The 23,743-nt window shown below is 65.8% G+C and carries 26 protein-coding genes; 3 read left to right on the forward strand and 23 right to left on the reverse strand.

What is annotated here, in order from left to right; translation table 11 throughout:
- The 16 genes from nuoI to AB431_RS08790 all read right to left on the reverse strand — a co-directional run bounded on the left by nuoI (position 1) and on the right by AB431_RS08790 (position 13,954).
- Positions 1 to 522: an NADH-quinone oxidoreductase subunit NuoI gene (nuoI, locus tag AB431_RS08715; RefSeq protein WP_047329595.1), complete on the reverse strand. Its 522-nt coding sequence runs from the start codon at positions 520 to 522 to the stop codon at positions 1 to 3.
- Positions 515 to 1,744: an NADH-quinone oxidoreductase subunit NuoH gene (gene nuoH / locus AB431_RS08720; RefSeq protein WP_047329596.1), complete on the reverse strand. Its 1,230-nt coding sequence runs from the start codon at positions 1,742 to 1,744 to the stop codon at positions 515 to 517. Before nuoH ends, nuoI begins: the two co-directional genes overlap by 8 nt.
- A complete protein-coding gene (locus AB431_RS08725; RefSeq protein WP_047329597.1) occupies positions 1,741 to 4,122 on the reverse strand; it encodes an NADH-quinone oxidoreductase subunit G in 2,382 nt (793 codons plus the stop codon). Before AB431_RS08725 ends, nuoH begins: the two co-directional genes overlap by 4 nt.
- Positions 4,122 to 5,447, reverse strand: coding sequence for an NADH-quinone oxidoreductase subunit NuoF (nuoF, locus tag AB431_RS08730; protein ID WP_047329598.1), 1,326 nt, complete (start codon positions 5,445 to 5,447; stop codon positions 4,122 to 4,124). Before nuoF ends, AB431_RS08725 begins: the two co-directional genes overlap by 1 nt.
- Positions 5,444 to 6,178 (reverse strand): NADH-quinone oxidoreductase subunit NuoE, encoded by a 735-nt coding sequence (gene nuoE / locus AB431_RS08735; RefSeq protein ID WP_047329599.1) that lies wholly within the window; start codon positions 6,176 to 6,178, stop codon positions 5,444 to 5,446. The genes nuoF and nuoE overlap by 4 nt, the downstream gene beginning before the upstream one ends.
- Before the next feature lie 7 nt (positions 6,179 to 6,185).
- Positions 6,186 to 7,484, reverse strand: a complete 1,299-nt coding sequence (gene nuoD / locus AB431_RS08740; RefSeq protein WP_047329600.1) for an NADH dehydrogenase (quinone) subunit D — start codon at positions 7,482 to 7,484, stop codon at positions 6,186 to 6,188.
- On the reverse strand, positions 7,484 to 8,179 hold the full coding sequence (locus AB431_RS08745) for an NADH-quinone oxidoreductase subunit C (protein WP_082135872.1): 696 nt from the start codon (positions 8,177 to 8,179) through the stop codon (positions 7,484 to 7,486). Before AB431_RS08745 ends, nuoD begins: the two co-directional genes overlap by 1 nt.
- A 62-nt stretch (positions 8,180 to 8,241) precedes the next feature.
- Positions 8,242 to 8,796, reverse strand: a complete 555-nt coding sequence (locus AB431_RS08750; protein WP_047329601.1) for an NADH-quinone oxidoreductase subunit B family protein — start codon at positions 8,794 to 8,796, stop codon at positions 8,242 to 8,244.
- Positions 8,787 to 9,146, reverse strand: coding sequence for an NADH-quinone oxidoreductase subunit A (locus AB431_RS08755; protein WP_047329602.1), 360 nt, complete (start codon positions 9,144 to 9,146; stop codon positions 8,787 to 8,789). The genes AB431_RS08750 and AB431_RS08755 overlap by 10 nt, the downstream gene beginning before the upstream one ends.
- Before the next feature lie 162 nt (positions 9,147 to 9,308).
- On the reverse strand, positions 9,309 to 9,713 hold the full coding sequence (locus AB431_RS08760) for a response regulator transcription factor (protein ID WP_047329603.1): 405 nt from the start codon (positions 9,711 to 9,713) through the stop codon (positions 9,309 to 9,311).
- Positions 9,714 to 9,786: 73 nt separating this feature from the next.
- Positions 9,787 to 10,317 carry a YceI family protein gene (locus AB431_RS08765; RefSeq protein WP_047329604.1) on the reverse strand — a complete coding sequence of 177 codons (531 nt, stop codon included), beginning with the start codon at positions 10,315 to 10,317 and terminating at the stop codon, positions 9,787 to 9,789.
- Positions 10,318 to 10,327: 10 nt separating this feature from the next.
- Positions 10,328 to 10,711, reverse strand: a complete 384-nt coding sequence (locus AB431_RS08770) for a nuclear transport factor 2 family protein (RefSeq protein ID WP_047329605.1) — start codon at positions 10,709 to 10,711, stop codon at positions 10,328 to 10,330.
- Positions 10,711 to 11,064 (reverse strand): DUF6285 domain-containing protein, encoded by a 354-nt coding sequence (locus AB431_RS31170; RefSeq protein WP_047329606.1) that lies wholly within the window; start codon positions 11,062 to 11,064, stop codon positions 10,711 to 10,713. The genes AB431_RS08770 and AB431_RS31170 overlap by 1 nt, the downstream gene beginning before the upstream one ends.
- Positions 11,061 to 12,032: a phosphotransferase family protein gene (locus tag AB431_RS08780; protein ID WP_235435861.1), complete on the reverse strand. Its 972-nt coding sequence runs from the start codon at positions 12,030 to 12,032 to the stop codon at positions 11,061 to 11,063. The genes AB431_RS31170 and AB431_RS08780 overlap by 4 nt, the downstream gene beginning before the upstream one ends.
- A gap of 1 nt (position 12,033) precedes the next feature.
- Positions 12,034 to 13,278 carry an acyl-CoA dehydrogenase family protein gene (locus AB431_RS08785; RefSeq protein ID WP_047333232.1) on the reverse strand — a complete coding sequence of 415 codons (1,245 nt, stop codon included), beginning with the start codon at positions 13,276 to 13,278 and terminating at the stop codon, positions 12,034 to 12,036.
- A 16-nt stretch (positions 13,279 to 13,294) separates the two neighbouring features.
- Positions 13,295 to 13,954, reverse strand: coding sequence for a TetR/AcrR family transcriptional regulator (locus AB431_RS08790; protein ID WP_047329607.1), 660 nt, complete (start codon positions 13,952 to 13,954; stop codon positions 13,295 to 13,297).
- A gap of 229 nt (positions 13,955 to 14,183) precedes the next feature.
- Between AB431_RS08790 and AB431_RS08795 the strand changes: the two genes are divergently transcribed.
- Entirely contained in the window at positions 14,184 to 15,065 is an 882-nt protein-coding gene (locus AB431_RS08795; protein ID WP_047329608.1) for a cyclopropane mycolic acid synthase family methyltransferase, read from the forward strand.
- A gap of 14 nt (positions 15,066 to 15,079) precedes the next feature.
- Here the strand turns inward: AB431_RS08795 and AB431_RS08800 are convergent, their stop codons facing one another.
- From AB431_RS08800 to AB431_RS08820, 5 genes are all read right to left on the reverse strand, one after another.
- Positions 15,080 to 15,445, reverse strand: coding sequence for an RNA-binding S4 domain-containing protein (locus tag AB431_RS08800; protein WP_047329609.1), 366 nt, complete (start codon positions 15,443 to 15,445; stop codon positions 15,080 to 15,082).
- A gap of 11 nt (positions 15,446 to 15,456) precedes the next feature.
- Positions 15,457 to 16,362: a hydroxymethylglutaryl-CoA lyase gene (locus AB431_RS08805; protein ID WP_047329610.1), complete on the reverse strand. Its 906-nt coding sequence runs from the start codon at positions 16,360 to 16,362 to the stop codon at positions 15,457 to 15,459.
- Positions 16,359 to 17,561, reverse strand: a complete 1,203-nt coding sequence (locus AB431_RS08810; protein WP_047329611.1) for a CaiB/BaiF CoA-transferase family protein — start codon at positions 17,559 to 17,561, stop codon at positions 16,359 to 16,361. Before AB431_RS08810 ends, AB431_RS08805 begins: the two co-directional genes overlap by 4 nt.
- Positions 17,562 to 17,643: 82 nt before the next feature.
- Positions 17,644 to 18,828, reverse strand: a complete 1,185-nt coding sequence (locus tag AB431_RS08815; RefSeq protein ID WP_047329612.1) for an alpha/beta fold hydrolase — start codon at positions 18,826 to 18,828, stop codon at positions 17,644 to 17,646.
- Positions 18,828 to 19,979 (reverse strand): homogentisate 1,2-dioxygenase, encoded by a 1,152-nt coding sequence (locus AB431_RS08820; protein WP_047329613.1) that lies wholly within the window; start codon positions 19,977 to 19,979, stop codon positions 18,828 to 18,830. The genes AB431_RS08815 and AB431_RS08820 overlap by 1 nt, the downstream gene beginning before the upstream one ends.
- Before the next feature lie 191 nt (positions 19,980 to 20,170).
- Here AB431_RS08820 and AB431_RS08825 point away from each other — a divergent pair, with 191 nt between their 5' ends.
- Positions 20,171 to 21,154, forward strand: coding sequence for an esterase family protein (locus tag AB431_RS08825; protein WP_082135605.1), 984 nt, complete (start codon positions 20,171 to 20,173; stop codon positions 21,152 to 21,154).
- A gap of 63 nt (positions 21,155 to 21,217) precedes the next feature.
- On the opposite strand, the gene AB431_RS08830 is transcribed toward AB431_RS08825, so the two are convergent.
- A complete protein-coding gene (locus AB431_RS08830) occupies positions 21,218 to 22,216 on the reverse strand; it encodes an oxidoreductase (RefSeq protein WP_047329614.1) in 999 nt (332 codons plus the stop codon).
- 28 nt (positions 22,217 to 22,244) lie between these two features.
- Positions 22,245 to 22,838 (reverse strand): TetR family transcriptional regulator, encoded by a 594-nt coding sequence (locus tag AB431_RS08835; protein ID WP_047329615.1) that lies wholly within the window; start codon positions 22,836 to 22,838, stop codon positions 22,245 to 22,247.
- Between the two features lie 74 nt (positions 22,839 to 22,912).
- Here AB431_RS08835 and AB431_RS08840 point away from each other — a divergent pair, with 74 nt between their 5' ends.
- On the forward strand, positions 22,913 to 23,743 hold the full coding sequence (locus AB431_RS08840; protein WP_047329616.1) for a mycofactocin-coupled SDR family oxidoreductase: 831 nt from the start codon (positions 22,913 to 22,915) through the stop codon (positions 23,741 to 23,743).

Here is a 23,743-nt window from a genome sequence, read left to right on the forward strand (position 1 = left end):
TCACCGAACCTCCCGCCCACCGGTCACGTGTCCCAGGTAGTAGTCGTCGTCCGTCGTCCCCGGCGCCATCGCATGCGGGGGTGGTTCCATGCCCGGCTGCAGCGGGGCCAGCAGTTTGTCCTTGCCGTAGATGAGGTCGGAGCGGTTGTCGTCGGCCATCTCGTAGACGTTGGTCATCGTCAGCGCCCGGGTGGGGCAGGCCTCGATGCACAATCCGCAGCCGATGCAGCGTAGGTAGTTGATCTGATACACCCGCCCGTAGCGTTCGCCGGGCGAAAAGCGTTGCTCTTCGGTGTTGTCGGCACCTTCGACGTAGATGGCATCGGCGGGACACGCCCATGCGCACAGCTCGCAGCCGATGCACTTTTCCAGTCCGTCGGGGTAGCGGTTGAGTTGGTGCCGGCCGTGATAGCGCGGGGCGACGGGCCCGGGTTTCTCCGGGTATTCCTCGGTGATGGGGCGTTTGAACATCGTCGAAAACGTGACGCCGAAACCCTTGACCGCGTCCAGGAACTTAGGCATCTGCTTTCTCCTTGCTCGGCGCCGGCGAACCGGGTAGCGGAGGTATCGGGAACGCTCTGGCGTCCGCTGTGATCGTGGGTGCTGGGGCGTTGCGCCGAGAGATTCTGTGCCGCAGCGTGTTTGCTGCCAGCAGGGCGAGCAGCAGGATCACGGCGGCGATGAGGTTGGGGATGATGCCACTGTGGCCGACGGCGTGCAAGACGGCGACGATCATGATCCAGACCAGTGAAACCGGGATGAGCAGCTTCCAGCCGAGCGCCATGAACTGGTCGTAACGCAGCCTCGGCAGCGTGGCACGCAGCCACATGAACACGAACAGGAACGTCCACACCTTGGCCACGAACCAGATCAACGGCCACCAGCCGGTATTGGCGCCGTCGATCAGGCTGATCGGCCACGGGGCATGCCAGCCGCCCAGGAACAGGGTGGTGGCCAGTGCCGAGACGGTGGTCATGTTGACGTATTCGGCGAGCATGAACATCGCGAACTTCAGCGACGAGTACTCGGTGTGAAACCCGCCCACCAGTTCACCTTCGGCCTCGGGTAAGTCGAACGGCGCACGGTTGGTCTCGCCGACCATCGACGTGACGTACACCGCGAAGCTGGGCAGTAGCAGGAACACATACCAGGTGCGTTCCTGGGCGGCGACGATCCCGGAGGTGGACATGGTGCCGGCGTAGAGGAACACCGCGGCGAACGACAGCGCCATCGCGATTTCGTAGGAGATCACCTGCGCGCTGGACCGCAGACCACCCAGCAGCGGGTAGGTGGAGCCCGACGCCCAGCCCGCCAGCACGATGCCGTAGACCCCGATCGAGGTGACCGCCAGGATGTAGAGCACCGCGACCGGCAGATCCGTCAGTTGCAGCGGAGTGTGATGACCGAATACCGAAACGACCGGGCCCATCGGAATCACCGCGAACGCCATGATCGCCGGGATCACCGAAATGACCGGAGCCATGAGGTAAATGGGCTTGTCCACCCCGGCCGGAGTCAGCCCTTCCTTGAGTGCCAACTTGATTCCGTCGGCCAGGGACTGCAGCAGCCCGAACGGCCCGACCCGGTTGGGGCCGTAGCGCATCTGCATGCGGCCCAGGATCTTGCGCTCGACCAGAATGGCCACCAGCACCGTCAGCAACAGGAACGCGAAGACAGCGACTGCCTTGATCAGGATCAGCCACCACGGATCGAGGCCGAACACAGTGAGATCGGGGTAGCTCATGCGCTGCCCTCCCGCTCGATGCGCACGACGGCACCTGGCGTCACCCCGAGTTGTTCGTGCACCGCGCTACCGGGTGAGTTCAGCGGCAACCACACCACACCGTCGGCCATCTCGGTGACGGCCAGCGGCAGGGCGATGTCGCCACGGCCCGTCGAGACGATGACCACATCGCCGTCGGCTGCGCGTATCCCGGCGGCCGTCGCCGGCGACAACCGCACCACGGGCGGCCGCGCGGTGCCTGCCAGGTACGGCTCTCCGTCCTGTAACCGGCCGTCGTCGAGCAACAACCGCCAGCCGGCCAGCACCGCCTCGTCGGGCTCAAGCGGCGGCGGCTCTTTCGGTGCCACCGACGGGGGAGCGGGCCGGTCGCCGTCCCACCGGCCCAGGGCGGCGATTTCGGCACGGGCCGCCTCGGCGGTGCGGAACCCGAGGTCCACGCCCAGTTCGTCGGCGAGGATCTGCAACACCCGAAGGTCGGGGAAGGCGTTGGAGCTCAACGCAGGGTCGAAGGTCCGAATCCTGCCCTCCCAGTTCAAGTATGAACCGGCCTTCTCGGCGACCGGGGAGACCGGGAAGACCACATCGGCCAGTGCAGTGATCGCCGACTCCCGCAGTTCGAGGCTCACGACGAAGCCCGCCGACTCGATGGCCGCCAGGGCAGCGGGCGGGTCCGGCAGGTCGACCGCGTCCACGCCGCCGATGACCAGTGCATCGAGCTCGCCACCGGCCGCGGCGATGAGGATGTCGGCACTGTCGCGGCCCGGCTCCACCGGTAGCTCATCGACATGCCACGCCTTCACCAGCTGTTGGCGGGCAACGGTTTCGCCGACTGGACGGCCCCCGGGCAGCAGGTTCGGCAGGCAACCGGTCTCCACGGCGCCGCGGTCACCGGCCCGCCGAGGGATCCAGGCCAGGCGGGCTCCGGTGCGGTCAGCCAGGCGGGTTGCCGCCGACAGCGCGCCGGGACTGGTGGCCAGCCGCTCCCCGACCAGGATGATCGCTTCCGGCGGCACGTCGTCGGCCAGCGCATCGAGGGCGGGCGCTTCCTGACCGGGTGCAGTCAGCACGACTCGTGCCGATAGCTTTTCCGATCCGTAGGACACCAACGGCGCGATGGTCAGGACCCTCAGACCGTGCTTGCGGACCGCCTTGCGCATACGCAGGAACACGATCGGGGACTCGTCCTCGGGCTCGAACCCGGCGAGAACCACCACGGGTGCTGTCTCCAGATCCGCGTAGCTGACGTCGCGGCACCCAGCCACGCGGGCGGCGAGAAACTCCTGCTCCTCCACCGAATGCGGGCGGGAGCGGAAGTCGATGTCGTTGGTGTCCAGGGCGATTCGTGCAAACTTCGCATACGCGTAGGCGTCCTCGGCGGTCACTCGCCCACCCACCAGGACGCCGGCGCGTCCGGACCTCAGGCCCGCGGCGGCCACTGCGATGGCCTCCGACCAGGAGGCCGGGCGCAGCGCACCGTTGTCATCGCGCACCAGCGGGGTGGTGAGGCGGTCGCCGACCCGGGCGTAGGTGAAGGCCCAGCGGCCTTTGTCGCAGTTCCATTCCTCGTTGACTTCGGGGTCGTCGCCGGCGAGCCGGCGCAGCACCACGCCGCGGCGGTGATCGGTGCGCTGAGCACACCCCGATGCGCAGTGCTCGCAGACGCTCGGACTGGACACCAGATCGAACGGGCGGGCCCGGAACCGGTACGCGGTTCCGGTCAGCGCCCCGACCGGGCAGATCTGCACCGTGTTGCCGCTGAAGTAGGAATCGAATGCCTCGCCCGGACCGATTCCCACCTGCTGCAGGGCGCCGCGTTCCAGCAACGAGATGAACGGATCCCCGGCTATCTGCTCGGAAAACCTTGTGCAACGGGCACACAACACACACCGCTCCCGGTCCAGCAGCACCTGGCTGGACAGGTTGATCGGTTTGGGGAAGGTGCGCTTGATGTCTTCGAAGCGGGTTTCGACCCGGCCGTTGGACATCGCCTGGTTCTGCAGCGGGCATTCACCGCCCTTGTCACAGACGGGGCAGTCCAGCGGGTGATTGATCAGCAGCAGTTCCATCACCCCTTGCTGTGCCTTGTCGGCCGCCTCGGAAGTGAACTGCGTACGCACCACCATGGCGTCGGTCACCGTGGTGGTGCAACTGGCCATCGGCTTGCGCTGACCCTCCACCTCGACGAGGCACTGCCGGCACGCCCCAACGGGATCCAGCAGCGGATGGTCGCAGAACCGGGGGATCTGCACTCCCATCAATTCGGCGGCGCGAATCACCAAGGTGCCCTTGGGCACAGTCACTTCAACGTCGTCGATGACGAGGGTGACCATCTCCACGGGCGGCGCCTCGTGGGTCCCGGTGTCCGAGGTTTGCGTCATCAGGCACCCACCCCTTCCGGTGCGGCGAGCATCGAGGCGTACGGATCGAACGGGCAGCTGCCGCCCAGATGTGCCTCGTACTCGGCGCGGAAATGTCTGATCGAGGAGATGATCGGTGACGCGGCGCCATCACCTAACGCGCAGAACGATTTTCCAAAAATGATGTCGGAGATGTCGAGGAGTTTGCCGATGTCTTCCTCGGTGCCGCGGCCGGTCTCGAGCCGTTCATAGATCTGGCTGAGCCAATAGGTGCCCTCCCGGCACGGCGTGCACTTGCCGCACGACTCGTGGGCGTAGAACTCGGTCCAGCGCCGCACCGCACGAACCACACACGTCGTTTCGTCGAAGATTTGCAGCGCCTTGGTACCGAGCATCGAGCCCACCGACGCCATGCCCTCGTAATCCAAAGGTACGTCGAGGTGTTCGGCCGTCAACAGCGGAGTCGACGAGCCGCCCGGGGTCCAGAACTTCAGCTCGTGGCCGGCTCGTACACCGCCGGCGTACTCCAGCAACTCGCGCAACGTGATACCCAACGGGGCCTCGTACTGACCGGGGTTGGTGACGTGTCCCGACAGTGAATACAGCGTAAAGCCAGGCGACTTCTCCGAGCCCATCTCCTTGAACCAATCCACCCCGTTCAGCAAGATCGGCGGGACACTGGCGATGGATTCGACGTTGTTGACCACCGTCGGGCAGGCATACAGCCCCGCGACCGCGGGAAACGGTGGGCGCAGGCGGGGTTGACCGCGTCGGCCCTCCAGCGAGTCCAGCAGGGCGGTCTCCTCACCGCAGATGTAAGCACCCGCACCGGCATGCACAATCAGGTCCAGGTCGTATCCCGAGCCCTGGATGTCGCTGCCGAGGTAGCCTGCCTGGTACGCCTCGGCCACCGCGGCCTGTAAGCGGCGCAGCACCGGCACCACCTCGCCGCGCACATAGATGAAGGCGTGCCGGGCGCGGATGGCATAGGCGGCGATGATCGCACCCTCGACCAGGAAATGCGGCGTGGTCAGCATCAGCGGAATGTCTTTACACGTGCCGGGTTCCGACTCGTCGGCGTTGACCACCAAGTACTTTGGTTTGGCCCCGGCGCCGGTGGCATCCTGCGGGATGAACGACCATTTGGTGCCGGTCGGAAAGCCCGCGCCCCCGCGACCCCGTAACCCGGACTCCTTGACCGTCGCGATCACGTCGTCAGGCTTCATGCCCAGCGCCGTCCGCAGGGCCCGATAACCGTCATGGCGCAGATACGTTTTTAGCGTCCACGGTTCGGGTTCGTCCCAGAAGCGGCTGAGGACCGGCGTCAGCGGTGTGGCAGGTGTCATTGCGCCTCGCTTTCTGCGGACGCGGGCGCCGACATGTTCAACTCGCGGGCCACCCGAAGGCCGGCCAGCGTCGCTGCACCCGGTGCGCCGCCGTCGGAGCCGTCATCAGCGGTCAACCCGGCGAGTGTTCGCCCGGTTTGCCGGAACGGGCATACCTGTGACCCGCGGGTGGCTTGTGGCTGATTTCCGGCGCGGATGTCTTCGACGAGTTGGCTTGCACTGGTGGGGGTTTGGTTGTCGAAGAACTCCCAATTCACCATGATGACGGGCGCGTAGTCGCAGGCAGCATTGCATTCGATGTGCTCAAGGGTGATGCGCCCGTCACTGGTGGTGCTCCCGGCATGAATGCCGAGCTCGGTCTCCAGCGCGTCGAGGATGGCGTCGCCACCCATGATCGCGCACAGCGTGTTGGTGCACACCCCCACCAGATACTCACCGGTGGGGGTCCGGCGGTACATCGAATAGAAGGTCGCCACGGCCGCCACTTCGGCCTCAGTCAGATCGAGTTGCCCAGCGCAGAAGGAGATTCCGGCGGCCGTGAGGTAACCGTCTTCGGCCTGCACCAGGTGTAACAGGGGCAGGAGCGCGGAACGGGCCTGCGGGTAGCGGGCGATGATCGTGGCTGCATCGGCCGCCAGGCGCCCCGCCACATCGGCGGGATAGCTGGCGGGGCCGCTGATAGGAGGGCCGGGCTCGTCGGGGCGGGGACCCAAAAACAAGTCAATCGTCATCTAACTCTCACCTGTCGACACCTCCCATGACCGGGTCGATGGAAGCGACGGCGGCGATGACGTCGGCCACCATGCCGCCCTCGCACATCGCCGCCACCGCTTGGAGATTGGTGAACGACGGATCGCGGTAGTGCACGCGGTAGGGGCGGGTGCCGCCGTCGGAGACCATGTGCACGCCGAGCTCTCCGCGTGGGGACTCGACGGCGATGTACACCTGGCCGGCCGGTACCCGGATACCCTCGGTGACGAGTTTGAAGTGGTGGATCAGCCCTTCCATGGACGTGCCCATGATCTTGGCGATATGTGCGGGGGAGTTGCCCAAACCGTCCGGTCCGAGTTGCAGATCGGCGGGCCACGCCAGCTTCTTGTCGCTGATCATCACCGGACCCGGCTCCAGCCGGTCCAGACACTGGGCCACGATCTTGAGCGATTCGTGCATCTCGCCCACCCGGATCAGATACCGGCCGTAGCAGTCCGCGCCGTCGTCGGTGATGACGTCGAAGTCGTAGTTCTCGTAGCCGCAATAGGGTTGGCTCTTGCGCAGGTCGTGCGGAAGTCCGGTGGAGCGCAGCACCGGTCCGGTCATGCCGAGTGCCATGCAGCCGGTCAGGTCGAGGTACCCGACACCCTGGGTGCGGGCCTTCCAGATGTAGTTCTCGGTCAGCAGGTCTTCGAGCTCGCGCAAGCGGCCCGGCAGTATTCTGAGCAGTTCACGCACCCGCTCGGGGCCGTCCTCGGGAAGATCGGTGGCCAGGCCGCCGGGACGGATGTAGGCGTTGTTCATCCGCAATCCGGTGATCGCCTCGAACACCGAGAGAATCAGCTCGCGTTCGCGGAAGCCGAAGAACATGGGGGTCATCGCCCCCAACTCCATGCCTCCGGTCGCCAGTGCCACCAAATGGCTTGAGATGCGGTTGAGTTCCATCATCATCACCCGCACGACGCTGGCGCGGGCCGGGATGTCGTCGGTGATGTCCAGCAGTTGTTCCACGCCCAGGCAGTAGGCGGTCTCGTTGAAAAACGGTGACAGGTAATCCATCCGGGTCACGAAGGTGACGCCCTGCGTCCAGTTGCGGTACTCCAGGTTCTTCTCGATCCCGGTGTGCAGATAGCCGATTCCGCAGCGCGCCTCGGTGACTGTTTCCCCCTCGATCTCCAGGATCAGCCGCAACACTCCGTGTGTCGAGGGATGCTGCGGGCCCATGTTCACCACGATGCGCTCGCCGGCTTCACCCTGACGGGCGGCGGCGATGATTTCCTCCCAGTCCTGGCCGCCGAGGACGATCACGTTCTCTTGCGCGCTCATCAGTGATACGACCTGCGTTCTTCGGGCGGGGGGATCTGGGCGCCGTGGTATTCGACCGGCACACCGCCCAGCGGGTAGTCCTTGCGCTGGGGGTGGCCCACCCAGTCGTCGGGCATTTCAATGCGGGTCAGGCCGGGGTGACCGTCGAACACGATGCCGAAGAAGTCGTACGTCTCGCGCTCATGCCAGTCCACCGTGGGATACACCGAAAACAGCGACGGCACATGCGGGTCGGCGTCGGGGCACGCCACTTCCAGCTGCACCCGCCGGTTGTGGGTGATCGACAGCAGTGGGTAGTACGCGTGCAACTCCCGGCCCGCGTCCTGCGGGTAGTGCACACCCGAGACGCCACAACACAATTCGAAGCGCAACCGCTCGTCGTCGCGCAGTGCCCGGGCGACGGCAACCAGATGTTCCCGACGGACCTCGACGGTCAACTGGCTGCGGAACACCACAACGCGCTCGACGGCCGCGGTGAATCCGTCGTCGCCCAGCACCTCGGCCAGGCGGTCGACGACCTCGTCGAAATACCCACCGTACGGCCGTGGCGTGCTGCCCGGCAGCGCGACTTCCCGGACCAGCCGGCCATACCCCGAGGTGTCGCCACTGCCGTTGATGCCGAACATGCCACGGCGCACACCGATGACCTCACCGCCGAGGTCGGTGGCGGGATCGCTCCGGTCCTGGTCTGTCACGATTCCCGGGTCGCTGCGCTCGGCCCCCGCCCCTGGGCTGGACGGCACCCCCACCCCACCGGTCACCGCAGCAGCCCTTTGAGTTCCAAGGTGGTGGGCGCGGCCAGCGCGGCCTTTTCGGCTGCCGCGACTGCCTCGGCGCGGTGCACCCCCAGCGGCATCTCGGCGATCTTGGCGTGCAACGCCAGAATCGCGTTCAGCAACATCTCGGGCCGCGGCGGACATCCCGGCAGATAGATGTCCACCGGCACCACATGGTCGACGCCCTGCACCACCGCGTAGTTGTTGAACATGCCGCCGCTGGACGCGCAGACCCCCATTGCCAACACCCACTTGGGTTCGGCCATCTGGTCGTACACCTGGCGCAACACCGGCGCCATCTTCTGGCTGACCCGGCCCGCCACGATCATCAGATCGGCCTGCCGCGGCGTGGCCGAGAACCGCTCCATGCCAAACCGGGCGATGTCGAAGCGGGGCGAAGCCGTCGCCATCATCTCGATGGCACAACAGGCCAGCCCGAATGTCGCCGGCCAGAGCGACCCTTTGCGGACGAATCCGGCGACCTTCTCCACCGTCGACAGCAGAATGCCGCCCGGCAGCGCTTCTTCTAATCCCATTCCAGGCCGCCCCGGCGCCACACGTACCCGTACGCGACGAACACGGTGGCCATGAAAATCAGCATCTCCACCAGTGCGAATGTCCCCAACGCATCGAACGAGACCGCCCATGGATAGAGGAACACGATCTCGATGTCGAACACGATGAACAGCATCGCCGTCAGGTAGTACTTGATCGGGAACCGCTGACCGGACTGCTCGCCGGCGACCGGTTCGATACCGCATTCGTAGGCTTCCAGCTTGGCTCGGTTGAACCTCCGAGGGCCGATCACCAGCGCGATCGCCACGGAGACCACTGCGAACGCAGCCGCGATGACACCCAGCACCAGGATGGGCAGGTACAAACTCATATGGCTGTGTCACTCCTCGCTTGGGCTGGAGATGTGAGCTGAGCCACAGCCTACCGATCTTGAGACGCGGGTCGCCGCGTTTTCGTTAGGATGTCTTCAATATCTGAGCGCGGCCAATCTCGGTCCGGGATGGCAAGGGCGACAGTGTAATTGGCGTTCCGGTCAACGCGCGGATGTGCGCAGCAAACCTACGACCGCATCGCCCAGTCGCACCGGGTCGATCGGATGCGGCACCGCAGCCTCCGCACGCGACCAGTTGGCCAGCCACGCATCGTCGGAACGGCCCGTGAGCACCAGCACCGGCGGACACTCGTCGATCTCGTCTTTGAGTTGTTTGGCAATGCCCATGCCGCCGACGGGGGATGCCTCGCCGTCGAGGATCACCAGATCGAATCCGCCCGCGTCCATCAACTGGATCACCATCGGGCCGGTGGCCACGTCGGTGTAAGTGAGATCCGGCAGTTCGGGATGGACGCGCTTGCCGAGCGCCAGACGCACCTGTTCGCGCGTGCGCGCATTGCTGCTGTACACCAACACGTGGAGGGGCTGCGCGCCCGGGCGAGACACGCAGCCGATGCTACTGCCGCATCTGCGATTTCGGCGCGGAAACGTGCGCTGTGCGCGCGGGACCGCGCCGAACTCACGCCTTGGCGAACACGATGTCGGCCAGCAGCGTGGTGGTGACCGGCATCATGCCGATCATGTTGCCGCTGACGCCGAATGTGGTGCGGTCGACCACGGCCTGGGCGCTCACCTGTACCGTGCCGTCGCCGAGTGGAGTGACCGTTGCCGACAACGGCAGCGGCTGGCGGACGCCGCGGACGGTGATCGTGCCGGTGAGGCTGGCGGTGTCCGAGCCGGTGGGTTCCAGCGCGCTCACCTCGACGTGGATGTCGGGATGGTTCTCGACGTCGAAGAAGTCGGCCGAGCGTAGGTGTTCGTCGCGCTTGCCGATGCCCGTCTTCAGCGACGAGGCTCGGATGTCCAGCCGACCCGATACCGCGGCGTTCGCACCGATCTGCCCGGCGCCGCTCACATCGCCGAATTTGCCGGTGACGGTGGCCAACCCCCAGAACGTCTTGTTCTTGAATCGCACCGAGGACCGCGCGGGAACCAGTTGCCAGGTTCCGACCGCGCCGGGGTCATTGAGTAGTGCGTGCAATGCGGACATCTGATCTCCCTCAGGACAGCAGTGGTGCCAGGTCGGCGGGATCGAGGTACTCGTCGATCCGCCGGATCAGGCCGTCGTCTCCGATTTTCACCACCAGGCATACCCGCAGCGCCACCGCTTCACCGCGGGTCGAGGTGCAATGCAGGATGTGCTGCTGGACGAATCCGCCGTCGAACACCTCCCGGTCGAGCACCTCGTAGTGCCGGTGTGTGGTGGCGCCGACGTACCACCGGATCACCTTCAGAGCGCGTGTCTTGTCGCTGTCGCGCTCGTCGCCTTGGTGCCACACGGTGACGTCGTCGGACCAGAGGTCGGCTACCGCGTCGACGTCGCCCTCCGTGATGGCGGCGAACAGCCGGTCGGCAACCTGCCGCACCTGAGTGTGGGTGGTCATTACCGCGTACCTTTCTCGGGCGAGTCGTATCCGGGGTGGGCAATGGCCAGCCGGTGGCGGACCAATGCGCGAAGGCAATCCAGCACCTCGTCGCCGCGGTCATCGAGCTCGCCGGCGCGGATGGCGGCCGCCAGGGTGCTCTCGTCGGGATAGCCGAGCCGGTCGAGTGCGGCAAGCGGTTCGGCCGCGGTCTGGTCGAGCAGCTCGCGCTCCACGGTGCGCAAGACGTTGGCGGCGACGAGGGCGTGGAAGTTGACCGACCCGGTGGTGTTGGTCCGGACGTCGCCCTCCAGGAATTCAGCCACGGCGGCGACGAGTTCGGCGGCGGTGGGACGCCCGTTGAGTCCAGTCATGACGCGCCCTCCAGCAGGTCGAGCACATCCCATTCGGTTTCGCAGACGCGCCGTCCGATCGCGACGAGCTCGACCGAACGGTTCTGGCCGCTCAGATGGCGCTCGGCCTGGAACCGGCAGATCACTCCCCAGCGCAGGGTGGCCAGCACCAGCCACCACCGCAAGGTCTCGCGGTCGACGGCTGCGCCACCGGCGTCCTGATAGGCCCCGACGAAGTCGTCGATGCTGCCGAGGCCGCCGGCGGCCATGCTCGACGGCGCACCGAACCGCCAGGCGCGGATGCAGAACCAGGCGAGGTCTTCGTAGATCTCACCGATGTGGACCAGTTCCCAGTCCAGCACGGCCGCCAGGTCGGAGCCGTCGACAATCAGATTGCCCATCCGGAAGTCGCCGTGCACAAGTCGCAGCGGCGATGCCGGGGGCCGGTGTGCGGTCAGCCAGCGAAACGCCCATTCGAATGTCGCTGTGGTATCGCCCATTTCGTCGAGGCGCTGGTGCCACTGGTCCATCTGGTCCTGTTCGGCCAGGCCCGGGGCATCGACCGCGCCGCGATGGATCGCCGCCAGCGCCTGCGCGCACTGCCGCAGCAGCTTGGCCCGTCCGTCATCGTCGAGTTGTCGTTGAATGCGCCGCACGATCGTCTCGCCGGCGATCTCGCCGCAGATGAGAAACGGATTACCCAGCGCCTCAACCGAATCCGAGGCCAGCAGGATCTCGGGTACCGGTGCGCCGGCTGCGGCCGCCGCGGCCTGGACAGCCGCTTCGAGTTCCATTCCGGCATGGACGTCATCGGGCGGGCCGGTGCGCAGAATCAAGGCACGCCGCCCAGATCCGGTCAGCGCATCGAATGCCCATGTGGTGCGGCTGGCCCCACCGGTCAACGCGCGCAGGTTGTCGACGTCGGTGTCGGGACCGAGCAACGGGCGCAGGACCCGGGTCAGATCAGCAGACAGTGTTTCGGCGGCCACGTCAGCGAGCCGGCTTGCCGAACTTGAACATTCGCTGGGCCACTCGGCGCATCTGGATCTCCTCGGCGCCTTCGGTGATCCGGTAGCGGCGGTGGTGCCGGTAGATGTGCTCGAACGGTTCGTGACGGCTGTAGCCGACGCCGCCGTGGACCTGCATGGCCCGATCGGCCGCCTCGCACACCAGCCGATTTGCGCGGTAGTTGGCCATCGACACCTTGTCGGAGACTTCGAGGTGATGGTTGTGGTCGAGCTCGGTGGCCGCATAGCGCACCAGTAGCCGCACCATCTGCGCCTCGGTCTGCAGCTCGACCAGCGGCCACTGCACCGCCTGGTTGACCGCCAGCGGCTTGCCGAACGTCACCCGCTTGCCGGCGTAGTCCACAGCGCGGTCGATACAGTACTGGCCGGCGCCGAGACTGCTTGCCGCCTGCCGAATCCTGTTCTCGTGCAGGAAGGTTTGCGCAACTTCCAAGCCGTGGTCCACCTCACCGAGCACCGCGTCGGCGGGGATGCGCACATCGCGCAGGACGACCTCGCCATGGTCGGTCGGCATGTTGAACGTCCACCAGTAGTAGGGCACTTCGAAACCCGGGGCATCGCACGGAACCAGGAATGCGGTGATGCCGCGTGCTTGGCCGTCCTCGCCGGACGTGCGAGCGAACACCAGGTCGTGGGTGGCTCGGTGGACGCCGGTGTTCCAGCGCTTGTTGCCGTTGATCACCCAGTCGTCACCGTCGCGGACGGCACGAGTTTCCAGCCAGGTGGCGTCCGAGCCGTGGTCCGGTTCGGTCAGCCCGAAGGCCATCGACCGCTTGCCGGTCAACATCGCCTCGATCCACTCGCTCTTCTGGTCGTCGGTGCCGAACCGATCCATCATGATGACCTGGGGGAAGTTCCCGACGATCGAGGACTCGTCCTGAAGATCGTTGTGCAGGCCAAGCCCCTTGTGGGCCAGATGCTCTCGAATCACCGCCATGTCGAGATTGGAACCGTCGCGACCGCCGAATTTCGACGGCAGTCCGTAGCGCAGCCAGCCTGCCTTGTCCGCACGCCGGCGCATCTCGTCGAGCAAGTCCTCCCACTCGCGGCGCGGGATGCCGCCATTTTCGACATCGGTGCGGGCGAACTCGCGGCGCTGGTCGAAGTACTGGATGTGCTCACGCTCAAGCGGTTTGATCTCGGCCTCGATGAACGCGTCCATCTCGGCCAGCAGGGTCGTAAGGTGTTCCGGCAGAGAGAAATCCACGCTGATCTCCAATCAGTCAATATCCGTAGAGCGTTTTCTTCCAAATGGTGGACAACGTCGTTATGGCGTCGCTGTCCGACAGGCGCAGACCCAGTCCCGAACTGTCGGGGCGCAGGCACACGGTGGTGAACTGTTCGAACAACAACGCGATGGCCAGCGCGGTGTGCTCGGGTTGCAGGCCGGCCGCGTAGCCCTGCTCCTGGGCGCGCAGCACCGACGCGGCGACGATATCGATGCCGAATTGCCGGAACTGGTTCTGCAGACCGGCGAAGCGAGGCTGGGTTGCGGCGAGCTGATCGACGGCGACCATGACGCCGATGCTCTGTTTGAACATGTCCCAGTAGGCGGTCACGACGGTGACGAAAAAGCGGGTGTCGTCCGGGGATTCGGGCAGGTGCAGCCGAAGGCCCGACGGAAGCACGACGTCGTGCAGGAACGAGTCGGCCAGTGCGGCCAACAGGTCCTCTTTGTCGTCGTAGTAGCGGTAGAACACGGCGGGGGATCGACCGGCGGCCGAGGTGATGTCGACCAAGGTGGTGCCGTGAAACCCTCTTTCGGCGAACAATTTTCGGGCGGAGTCTTCGATGGCCTGGCGGGTCTGGCGGCCCTTGGAGCTCAATGCGCGCGGGACGGGGCCGGCCCCGTCCGCGTTGCGCGAACGGTTAGACGGTTCCATAGCTGGCCCCCGTGCTCGCTGGTGGGAAACTAAAGCTGACGTTACTTTTTGTTCTGGTGCTTGGCAAGACATCACCGCTCGAAATCACTGTTCAAAATCACCGCATGACCTGCCTCGATGCCGCCCCGTCGAGCGTTCTTGACACCGTTGAGTAAACTTGCACCAGGTCGGGGAGGCTCTTGAGCAATTGGAGCTGCGGAATATCAGCCCAATAGTCGAAGGCTTTTCCTTGTCACACGCATTGAGCACCACATCAGATCTGACGCCGCATTTCGAAGACGTTCAGTCGCACTACGACCTCTCCGACGACTTCTTTCGGCTCTTCCTCGACCCGACACAGACCTACAGCTGTGCATACTTCGAGCGCGATGACATGACGCTGCAGGAGGCGCAGCTCGCCAAGATCGACCTGTCGCTGGGCAAGCTGGGCCTGGAGCCCGGGATGACGCTGCTCGATGTCGGCTGCGGTTGGGGCGCCACGATGCGCCGCGCGATCGAGAAGTACGACGTCAACGTCATCGGGCTGACGCTGAGCCGCAACCAGCAAGCACATGCGGAGCGGGCTTTCGCCGAGATGGACACGACGCGGACTCGCCGCGTTCTGCTGCAGGGCTGGGAGCAGTTCAACGAGCCGGTGGACAGAATCGTGTCGATCGGGGCTTTCGAACACTTCGGGGCCGACAGGTACAAAGCCTTCTTCGATTTCGCCTATGGGGTCCTGCCCGACGACGGCGTGATGATGCTGCACTCCATCATGCAGATCCCGCGGGCCGAGATGGAGGCGCGCGAGCTGCCCATCACGATGAGCCTGCTGCGGTTCTTCAAATTCATTTCGGTGGAGATCTTCCCCGGCGGTCGTCTACCGACCCGTGAGCTCGTCGTGGAGCTCTCCGGAAAGGCCGGCTTCACGACCGATCGCATCCAGTCGCTGGAACAGCACTACGCCAAGACCCTCGACCTCTGGGCAGTCGCACTCGAGTCGCGCCGGGATGAGGCGATCGCGTTGCAGTCCGAAGAGGTCTACGACCGCTACATGAAGTATTTGACCGGGTGCGCCGACTTGTTCCGCAACCGCTACACCGACGTCTGCCAGTTCACACTGAAGAAGTAGGGTCGCCGGTCGGCTCACCGCTGGCCGGCACGCCACTTGTCCAGCGCGCGGCGCTCGCGTTTGGTCGGGCGGCCCGCGCCGCGATCGCGGGCTGCCACCGGCACGACCGGCACCGAGGGCGGCTTCGGTGTGCGATCCAAGTAACAGGTGGCGGCGTCGGCTGCGCCCACACGCTTGACGATCACCCGCACGACCTCGACGATTCGGGTCGTGTCACCCACCAGCGCGCGTACTTCGTCGCCGGGTGACACCGTCGTCGAGGGCTTGGCCAACCGGTCGTTGACTCGTACGTGCCCACCGCGGCACGCCGCGGCGGCATCCGGCCGGGTCTTGGTCAGTCGGACCGCCCACAGCCATCGATCCACGCGCGTCGACTCCATCGGAGGTCGGTTCAGTTCAGGATGCGGTCGCCGGCGCGCAGAAGTGCGCTGGGCAGATCGTGACCGACTACCGATTTCGCCACGGTGGCCGCGCTGATCGCGGCCGGAAGGTCGATGTCGACGCCGATCCCGCTGTCTCGCAACAGATACACCAGGTCCTCGGTGGCGATATTGCCGCTGGCTCCGGGTGCAAAGGGGCAGCCGCCCAGGCCGCCGACCGACGAATCAAGCCGTGTCACACCGGCAGCGACCGCCGCGTAGGCGCTGGCCAGCCCGGCGCCGCGGGTGTTGTGGAAATGCGCGCCCAGCGGCCGGTCGCCGATGCGTGGTCGGACCTGAGTCATCAGTGCGGTGACGCGCCCGGGCGTCGTGGTGCCGATCGTGTCGGCGATGGCCAGCCGGTCCGCGTCGAATTCGCATGCCGCATCGACGATGTCGAGTACCCGCTGCGGTGGGGTGGGCCCGTCGAACGGGCAGTCCCAGGCGGTGGCGATGATGACCTCCACGCTCACTCCGGAGTCGTGGGCGATGGCGACGATGTCGGCGATCTGCGCGGTGGCCTCGGCGCTGCTGCGCCCGACGTTGGCGTGGCTGTGGGCGTCGGCCGCCGACACCACGTACTCGATCGAACGCAGACCGGCCGCGATGGCGCGCTTGGCGCCGTTGGGGCTGGCCACCAGCGCGGAGAATTCGATATCGGGGTACTCGCCCAGATGGGCCGCCAGCTCGGGCGCGTCGGCCAGGGCGGGCACCTTCGACGGTGAGACGAAGGCGGTCGCCTCGACCTCGCGAACTCCGGTGGCGACGATCGCCGCGAGCAGTTCGAGCTTGGCGGACAACGAGATCGGCTTTTCGATCTGCAGGCCGTCGCGCAGCGCGACCTCGCGAATCGTGACGTGGGCGGGTAGGTCGCTCATAGCACTCCCTGGGACTCCAGGTCGGCGATCTCTTCGGACCGCAGGCCCAGCAGTTCACCGTACACCTCGCCGTTGTGCTGGCCGGGCCGCGCCGATCCGGCTGACCGGATGGTGCCGGGGGACTCCGACAGCACCGGGACCACACCGGGGCCTTTCACATTGCGGCCGATGCGCTCATCCCAGTGATCGGCGATCATGCCGCGCGACACCAGTTGTGGGTCGGTGACGACCTCGGCGACGGTGTTGATCGGGCCACTGATCACCCCGGCCGCGCTGAGGGTCTCGATGATGTCGGTGGGCTGCCGCGCCGCGGCCCAATCGCCGATGATCTTGTCGAGTTCGTCTTGATTACGCCCGCGCGCAACGTGATTGACGAATCGTTCGTCATCGGCCAGTTCCGGCTGGCCCATCGCTGCGCACAGCCGGCGGAACACGGTGTCCTGGTTCGCGGCGATCACCACCCAGCTGCCGTCGGCGCTGCGGTAGATGTTCGACGGGGCGATGCCTTCCAGGCGCGTGCCCGACGGTCCGCGGACCACACCTCCCACGTCGTAATCGGGGATCGTCGACTCCTGGACCGCCAGGCAGGATTCGGTCAGCGCCGCGTCGACGACCTGTCCCTCACCAGTGACGGTGCGTCGGTACAGCGCGGCCAGAGCGCCTTGCGCAGCGAACATGCCGGCCAGGCTGTCGCCGAGTGACAGCGCCAACCGCGGCGGCGGACCGCCGGGAAAGCCGTTCATATGACGCAGGCCGCTGGCAGCCTCGGCCACCGAGGCGTAGCCGGCCTTCTTCGCCTCCGGACCGGTCTGACCGTAGCCGGACACCCGGACCAGGATGATGCCGCGATTGCGTTCGCGCAGAACGTCATAACCGAGACCCCACTTCTCCAGGGTGCCGGGCCGGAAGTTCTCGACGATGATGTCGGACTTCTCGACCAGATCGAGGAAGAGGTCGCGTCCGCGGGGTTCTCGTAGGTTGAGGGTGACGGCCTTCTTGTTGCGGGCGTGCACCGTCCAGAAGAAGTGGTGGCCGTCGAGTTCGGCCTGGCCCCAGGTGCGCAGCGGGTCCGGAGCGCCGGGCGGCTCGATCTTGATCACCTCGGCGCCCATGTCGCCGAGCAGCCGGCCGGCGAACGGTCCCGAGATCAGCGTGCCGACCTCGATGACGCGGATGCCGTCGAGCGGACCCGTGGTCACTGCGCGTCCCCTTCCACCGCGAGCAGACGCAAACTCGCACAAAACTTGGGGTAAAAGTACGACTCTGTGTCTGCTCGCGCCATCACTCCGCCTTCGCGAAGTCGTGCCGGACCAGCCAGTCCGTGACGATCTCGACGGCCTGGCGCAGCGTCTCACGCTGATCGGGTCCGGAGTAGTAGTGGTTCGCGCCCGGGATCTCGTGCATCTCCTTGTCGGGATGCCCGATCGCCTCGTACAGCCGGCGGGTGTGGCTGGGCGTGCAGGCGTCGTCGGCCAGGTTGCCGATCACCAAGGCTGGCACCGCGATGTCCGGGCCGGCCTTCACGGCGTCACCGTTGGCGTCGTCATAGCTCCACTGTGACAGCCAGCTGCGCAGGGTGCAGAACCGTGCCAGCCCGACCGGGCTCATGTTGACCACCTGCGGGTCACCGAGGTAGCAGGTGCCGGGCGCGCGTTCGTTCGGGTCAACGGCAGGGTCTAGCCACCGCGGGTCGGCCATGGTGCCGTGCACGACGAAACAAAACTCGTCATCGGGACGGCCTTCAGCCTTGAGCTCGGCGAGCTTTTCCTTGACCCACTTGGTGATTCGCCGATTCCGGGCAATCTGCGCCTCGTGATAGCGCTGCAGGAACTCACTGGTGTACGGCGGCTGATTGGGATTGTCGGGGTTGTAGAGGTCGAGTTCGGGATCGCGTTTGGTCGGATCGTTCTCGTCGAGGATGGAGGCGTCCATCCACTCGGTCATGGTGCCGTGCCTGCTGATGTGCGCGGCCAGCAGCATGATGCCGTCGGCGGGCAGCAAGCCGAGCTTGGTCAGATCCGGGCCGTCGCCCGAGGGGCTTGCGGTGATCGTCGGGTGCTGGGCCTGCTGCTGATAGAACACCGACAGCGACCCGCCGCCACTCCACCCCGCCAGGACCACCTTGGTGTACCCGAGCCGGTTTTTGGCGTCCTTGATGCATTCGCCGAGATCCTCGACCACCTTCTCCATCAAGAGCGCGGAGTCGGTGCCGCGGAATCGACTGTTGCAGTAGATGACGTGATGCCCGGCCTTGGCCAGTGCGTTGATCATCGGCAGGTAGGCGCCGCCGCCGATTGGGTGCATGAACACCAGCACGGTGTCCGAGGGCGTGGTCGGCTTGAGAAGATAGCTCTCCAGCACGACGAGTTCGGCGACACCGCCGTAGACGTCACGCACCGCCGAAGTGTTCTGGTAGGCAATCAGATACGGGATGCGTTCGTAGGCGCGCTTGACCGGGGTAACCATCAGTGCTGCTCCAGATCGTTGGCCAGAACTTCCGGCGACGGGACCAATCGCCGGCGGGTGTCGATCGCGATGACCTTCCAGTCGACCCGGTCGAAATCATCGAACTTGCGCCGGGCCCGTTCGCGGGCCTTCTCCGGTGCGCCGTGGTGCACACCCTGCGGGGCGTGACTGATCAGCCCCGGCGGCATCGGAATGCCGTAGAGCGAGCCGCCGTGGAAAAAGGCGATCTCGTCGAAGTCGACGTTGCGGTGATACCAGGGAGTGCGTTCGGTTCCGGGCACCGACTCGGCCGGCTTCGGCAGGAAGTTGCAGACGTAGACACCGGTCGCCTCCATGAAGAGATGGACCATCGGCGGCAGGTGCACGCTGTCTGAGGTGACGACGTTGTAGTCCTCGATATTGAAGGTGAAGGCATAGTTGTCGCCGCGCCAGCCTTCGACGTCGATCGGGTTGTGCGGATAGCGCAGGGTCGTGGTCTCGATGCCGTCGATCGGGCGGTGATACAGCCGCACCTCGTACTCTCCGTCGGTGTGCGGGCCGTCACCGTCGTCGATGGGCGCCGGGTCCGGTACGACGGCCTGAGAGGGGTCGAAGGGCCAGTGCCGCCCCAGCGGGCCCGCCGGCGGCACCCGGAACTCGTCGGTCGCCTCGATCATCAGCCAGGTGCTTTCCGGTGAATTCCCCGACTCGCTCCGCTCCTGCCCGCCGGCATCCGGCACCTGCCGCCAGGTGCACGCCTTCGGGATGTATACCCAGTCGCCGGTGCGGTAGGGCAGTGGGCCGAACTCGGTTTCCAGGTGCCCGGAGCCCTGGTGGACGAAGCAGAGCAGGTCGCCGTCGACATAGCGCACATAGAACGGCATGGCCGTCTCCCGCCGGCTGAGCGAAATGCGGCAGTCGTCGTTGGTGAACAACAGCAGCGGTGCGCCTGCCGGATCGGTCAGGTCGGTGGGTTTGAGCTCACTGGACAGCACATCGAGCGGTCGCAACGGGCCGCTGGCGCGAAATGTGGTGGGATCGTTACGGCGGTAGATGTTGGCGGTGCGGCCGGTGAATCCGCCCCTGCCCAGCTCATCATCCTTGAGGCCGTCGAGGTCGGCATGAATCCGCCGTGGGGTGGTGCCTTTGCGCAGGTGAGTGAAGGATTCCATAGAGGCTCCCGAGTTCGGCGTCGAGGTACGCATCGCGAAAAACTAAAAGTGACATTAGTTTTCCTTTGACCCCCTGACAAGCCCCGACCAATAGGTTGGGTACCGTGGTGGACTTTCATAGGTTCGAGACGACATGTTTTACTCAACCCTGGAATCCGAGAACCGGGGTCATAGAAAGCTGGGGTGGATTGGTGAAGTCCTTGTTTGACAAGGTGCGCGGTTGGCCGCGCCGATTGGCGGTCGCTGCAGTCGCGGCGGCGGCCCTTCCGGGCCTGCTCGGCTTGGTCGGCGAATCGGCGACGGCGAGCGCGTTCTCCCGGCCGGGCCTGCCCGTGGAGTACTTGATGGTCCCGTCGCCGTCGATGGGACACGACATCAAGGTCCAGTTCCAAAGTGGCGGTAACAACTCTCCTGCTGTCTACCTGCTCGACGGCCTGCGCGCGCAGGACGACTTCAACGGCTGGGACATCAACACCCAGGCGTTCGAGTGGTACTACCAGTCCGGTCTGTCGATCGTCATGCCCGTCGGCGGGCAGTCCAGCTTCTACGCCGACTGGTACTCGCCGGCGTGCAGCAAGACCGGTTGCCAGACCTACAAGTGGGAGACCTTCCTGACCCAGGAGCTTCCGCAGTGGCTGTCGGCCAACCGGAGTGTCAAGCCCACGGGCAGCGCCGCCATCGGCCTGTCGATGGCCGGCTCGGCGTCGCTGATCCTGGCGGTGTACCACCCGAATCAGTTCATCTACGCCGGCTCGATGTCGGGCTTCCTGAACCCGTCGGAGGGTTCGTGGCCGTTCCTGATCAACCTGTCGATGGGCGACGCCGGTGGCTTCAAGGCCAACGACATGTGGGGCCCGACGCAGGACCCGAACAGCGGCTGGAAGCGCAATGATCCGATGCTGCAAATCCCCGCGCTGGTCGCGAACAACACCCGCATCTGGATCTACTGCGGCAACGGCAAGCCCAACGAGCTGGGCGGCGGCGACCTGCCGGCCACCTTCCTCGAGGGTCTGACGATTCGCACCAACATCACCTTCCGCGACAACTACCTGGCTGCGGGCGGTACGAACGGTGTGTTCAACTTCCCGGACAACGGCACCCACAACTGGGCCTACTGGGGTCGCGAGCTTCAGGCCATGAAGCCCGACCTGCAGAAGAGCTTGGGCGCCGCGTGACGCGGTAACGAATCAACGAAGCGGGCCACCGGTGAAAACCGGTGGCCCGCTTTGTTGTTGGGCTCAGAAGCCGCCCGCGACCCGCACCACCGCACGACCCGAGTACTTGCCGGCGCGCACCTGGTCGATGACCGCGACGACATCCCTGACGTCGACCTCATGGGTGACATCGCCGAGGTGACGCGGCTTGCGCTCACCGCCCAGGCGTTCCCACAATGCCCGACGCGGACCGATGGGCAGCTGCACCGAATCGATGCCCAGCAGCGAAACTCCGCGCAGGATGAATGGCATCACGGTCGTATTGAGCGCCGGGCCACCGGTCAAGCCGCTGGCCGCCACGGCGCCCCCGTATTCCAGAGTGCTGATGACGTCGGCGAGGGTGGCCCCGCCGACGCAGTCGACGGCACCGGCCCAGCGCGACTTGCCCAGCGGTCGGGGCTTGGCATCAGGGTCCTCGGGCAGACGGCCTATGACATCCGTTGCGCCGAGGGCCTTGAGGTATTCAGCGGCCTCCGCCTTGCCGGTGGAGGCCACGACCTGGAACCCGGCGGCCGCGAGGATGTCCACGCTCACGGAGCCGACACCGCCGGTCGCGCCGGTGACGACGATTGGTCCGTCCTGCGGTGTGATGCCGTGGGAGATCAGGGCTTCGACGCTCAGCGCGGCGGTGAAGCCTGCTGTTCCGATCGCCGCGCCTTCGCGCGGTGTCAGCGAGCCCAGTGCCACGACCTGGTCGGCGGGCAGTCGGACATACTCGGCGTACCCGCCGTGATGGCCGGTGCCGATCGCGTAGCCATGCGCCAATACCTGGTCGCCGACGGCGAAGTCGGGGGAGGCCGACTCGACCACCTCACCGGTGAGGTCGATACCGGGCACGATCGGATAGTCCCGGACCACCCCGCCCCGCGGGGTGAGTGCGAGTGCGTCCTTGTAGTTGACGCTGGAATAGGCGACCCGGATCGTGACGTCGCCGGGCGGAAGGTCGGAGGCGTCCATTGTCTCGACCGACGCGGTGATCTGATCGCCGTCCTGGCGGGCCAGTAATGCCTTATAAGAGTCCATAGCCAAGACGGTAGCGCCCGCGGGCGGACTACCCGCGGGTCGCCTCGTAGCCGGTGGTGAACCAACGGATCGTTCGCTCGATGGTGGGCAGGATTTCGGTGATGGCGATCTCGCCGGCGGCGAAGCGTCCGGACAAGCCGAATACCAAGGTGGCCAACACCGTATCGAGATCGGCGACGAAGTCTTCGTCGACGCCGTCGAGCACCTCCATCGCGGCGGGGATCACGTTGTCGAGCCCGCGGGGCAGCACGAGCTCACGTCCGGTGGCCGTGCGCGAACGGTAGTAGGCCTTCAGCATCTCGGGGTGCCGCTCCCATGGCTCGAAGATCGTGCCGAGCACGCGCATCATCCCGTCGTAGACGGACTCGGCGGGATCGTGGTGCTGCCGGCTCAGGCCGGCGTAGCGGTGCTCATCCATCCACGACTCGAGCGCGGCAAGGATCAGGTGGTCGCGGGTGGGATAGCGCTTGTAGATCGTGGTGAGCGACGTGCGGGATCGCCGAGCGACCTCGCGCAGCTGCACCGCGTCGTATCCCTCGGTCTCCAGGATGTCGACGACGATGTCGATGATCCGGTCGCGACTGCCGACAGCGGTCCCGGTCGTCTTCTCTGCCTTAACCACGAATGCCCTTGCCGTCGGTGAGTAACCCGGTTACTGTACCGCAGTAACCGGGTTACTGAGTGGAGGCTGGACAGATGGGTTCTCTAGACGGCAAGGTGGCGTTCATCACCGGCGTTGCTCGCGGTCAAGGCCGCAGCCACGCCATTCGGCTAGCCGCCGACGGAGCCAACATCATCGGTGTCGACATCTGCGCCGACATCGCCTCCAACGGATACCCGATGGCCAGCCGCGCCGAGCTCGACGAGACCGTCGAACTCGTGGAAGCCAATGGCGGCAAGATGATTGCGGCGGTGGCCGATGTCCGCGACTTCCACGGACTGAAGACCGCATTGGACGCGGGCGTCGAACAGTTCGGCCGCCTCGACATCGTCTGCGCCAACGCGGGCATCGCCACCATGGCATTTCGCGAACTGACGCTCGACGAAGAACTCGAGCAGTGGACCGATGTGCTGAACGTCAATCTGGTCGGCGCATTTCACACCGCCAAGGCGGCGATCCCGCACCTGATCGCCGGACAACGGGGCGGGTCGATCGTCTTCACCAGCTCGACGGCCGGACTACGCGGATTCGGCGGACTGCAAGGCGGCGGCCTCGGTTACGCCGCCTCCAAGCACGGCCTCGTCGGCCTGATGCGAACACTTTCCAATGCGCTTGCACCGCAGAGCATTCGGGTCAACACCGTGCATCCGACGGCGGTGCGCACGATGATGGCGGTCAATCCCGCGATGACGGCCTTTCTGGAGAACTACCCCGACGGCGGCCCGCACCTGCAGAACCCTATGCCGGTGGACCTTCTCGAGCCCGAGGACATCAGCGCGGCGATCGCATACCTGGTCAGTGACGAGGCCAAATACGTCACCGGGGTGACGTTCCCCGTCGACGCCGGCTTCACCAACAAGCTCTAG

The sequence above is a fragment of the Mycobacterium sp. EPa45 genome (genome assembly GCF_001021385.1).
In the GTDB taxonomy this organism is placed as follows: Bacteria; Actinomycetota; Actinomycetes; order Mycobacteriales; family Mycobacteriaceae; genus Mycobacterium.

Excerpts from the sequence above, each read along its gene's own strand:
- nuoI (WP_047329595.1), bottom strand. The coding sequence starts at position 522 with ATGCCTAAGTTCCTGGACGCGGTCAAGGGTTTCGGCGTCACGTTTTCG.
- nuoH (WP_047329596.1), bottom strand. The coding sequence starts at position 1,744 with ATGAGCTACCCCGATCTCACTGTGTTCGGCCTCGATCCGTGGTGGCTG.
- AB431_RS08725 (WP_047329597.1), bottom strand. The coding sequence starts at position 4,122 with ATGACGCAAACCTCGGACACCGGGACCCACGAGGCGCCGCCCGTGGAG.
- nuoF (WP_047329598.1), bottom strand. The coding sequence starts at position 5,447 with ATGACACCTGCCACACCGCTGACGCCGGTCCTCAGCCGCTTCTGGGAC.
- nuoE (WP_047329599.1), bottom strand. The coding sequence starts at position 6,178 with ATGACGATTGACTTGTTTTTGGGTCCCCGCCCCGACGAGCCCGGCCCT.
- nuoD (WP_047329600.1), bottom strand. The coding sequence starts at position 7,484 with ATGAGCGCGCAAGAGAACGTGATCGTCCTCGGCGGCCAGGACTGGGAG.
- AB431_RS08750 (WP_047329601.1), bottom strand. The coding sequence starts at position 8,796 with ATGGGATTAGAAGAAGCGCTGCCGGGCGGCATTCTGCTGTCGACGGTG.
- AB431_RS08755 (WP_047329602.1), bottom strand. The coding sequence starts at position 9,146 with ATGAGTTTGTACCTGCCCATCCTGGTGCTGGGTGTCATCGCGGCTGCG.
- AB431_RS08765 (WP_047329604.1), bottom strand. The coding sequence starts at position 10,317 with ATGTCCGCATTGCACGCACTACTCAATGACCCCGGCGCGGTCGGAACC.
- AB431_RS08770 (WP_047329605.1), bottom strand. The coding sequence starts at position 10,711 with ATGACCACCCACACTCAGGTGCGGCAGGTTGCCGACCGGCTGTTCGCC.
- AB431_RS31170 (WP_047329606.1), bottom strand. The coding sequence starts at position 11,064 with ATGACTGGACTCAACGGGCGTCCCACCGCCGCCGAACTCGTCGCCGCC.
- AB431_RS08790 (WP_047329607.1), bottom strand. The coding sequence starts at position 13,954 with ATGGAACCGTCTAACCGTTCGCGCAACGCGGACGGGGCCGGCCCCGTC.
- AB431_RS08800 (WP_047329609.1), bottom strand. The coding sequence starts at position 15,445 with ATGGAGTCGACGCGCGTGGATCGATGGCTGTGGGCGGTCCGACTGACC.
- AB431_RS08805 (WP_047329610.1), bottom strand. The coding sequence starts at position 16,362 with ATGAGCGACCTACCCGCCCACGTCACGATTCGCGAGGTCGCGCTGCGC.
- AB431_RS08815 (WP_047329612.1), bottom strand. The coding sequence starts at position 18,828 with ATGGTTACCCCGGTCAAGCGCGCCTACGAACGCATCCCGTATCTGATT.
- AB431_RS08820 (WP_047329613.1), bottom strand. The coding sequence starts at position 19,979 with ATGGAATCCTTCACTCACCTGCGCAAAGGCACCACCCCACGGCGGATT.
- AB431_RS08830 (WP_047329614.1), bottom strand. The coding sequence starts at position 22,216 with ATGGACTCTTATAAGGCATTACTGGCCCGCCAGGACGGCGATCAGATC.
- AB431_RS08840 (WP_047329616.1), top strand. The coding sequence starts at position 22,913 with ATGGGTTCTCTAGACGGCAAGGTGGCGTTCATCACCGGCGTTGCTCGC.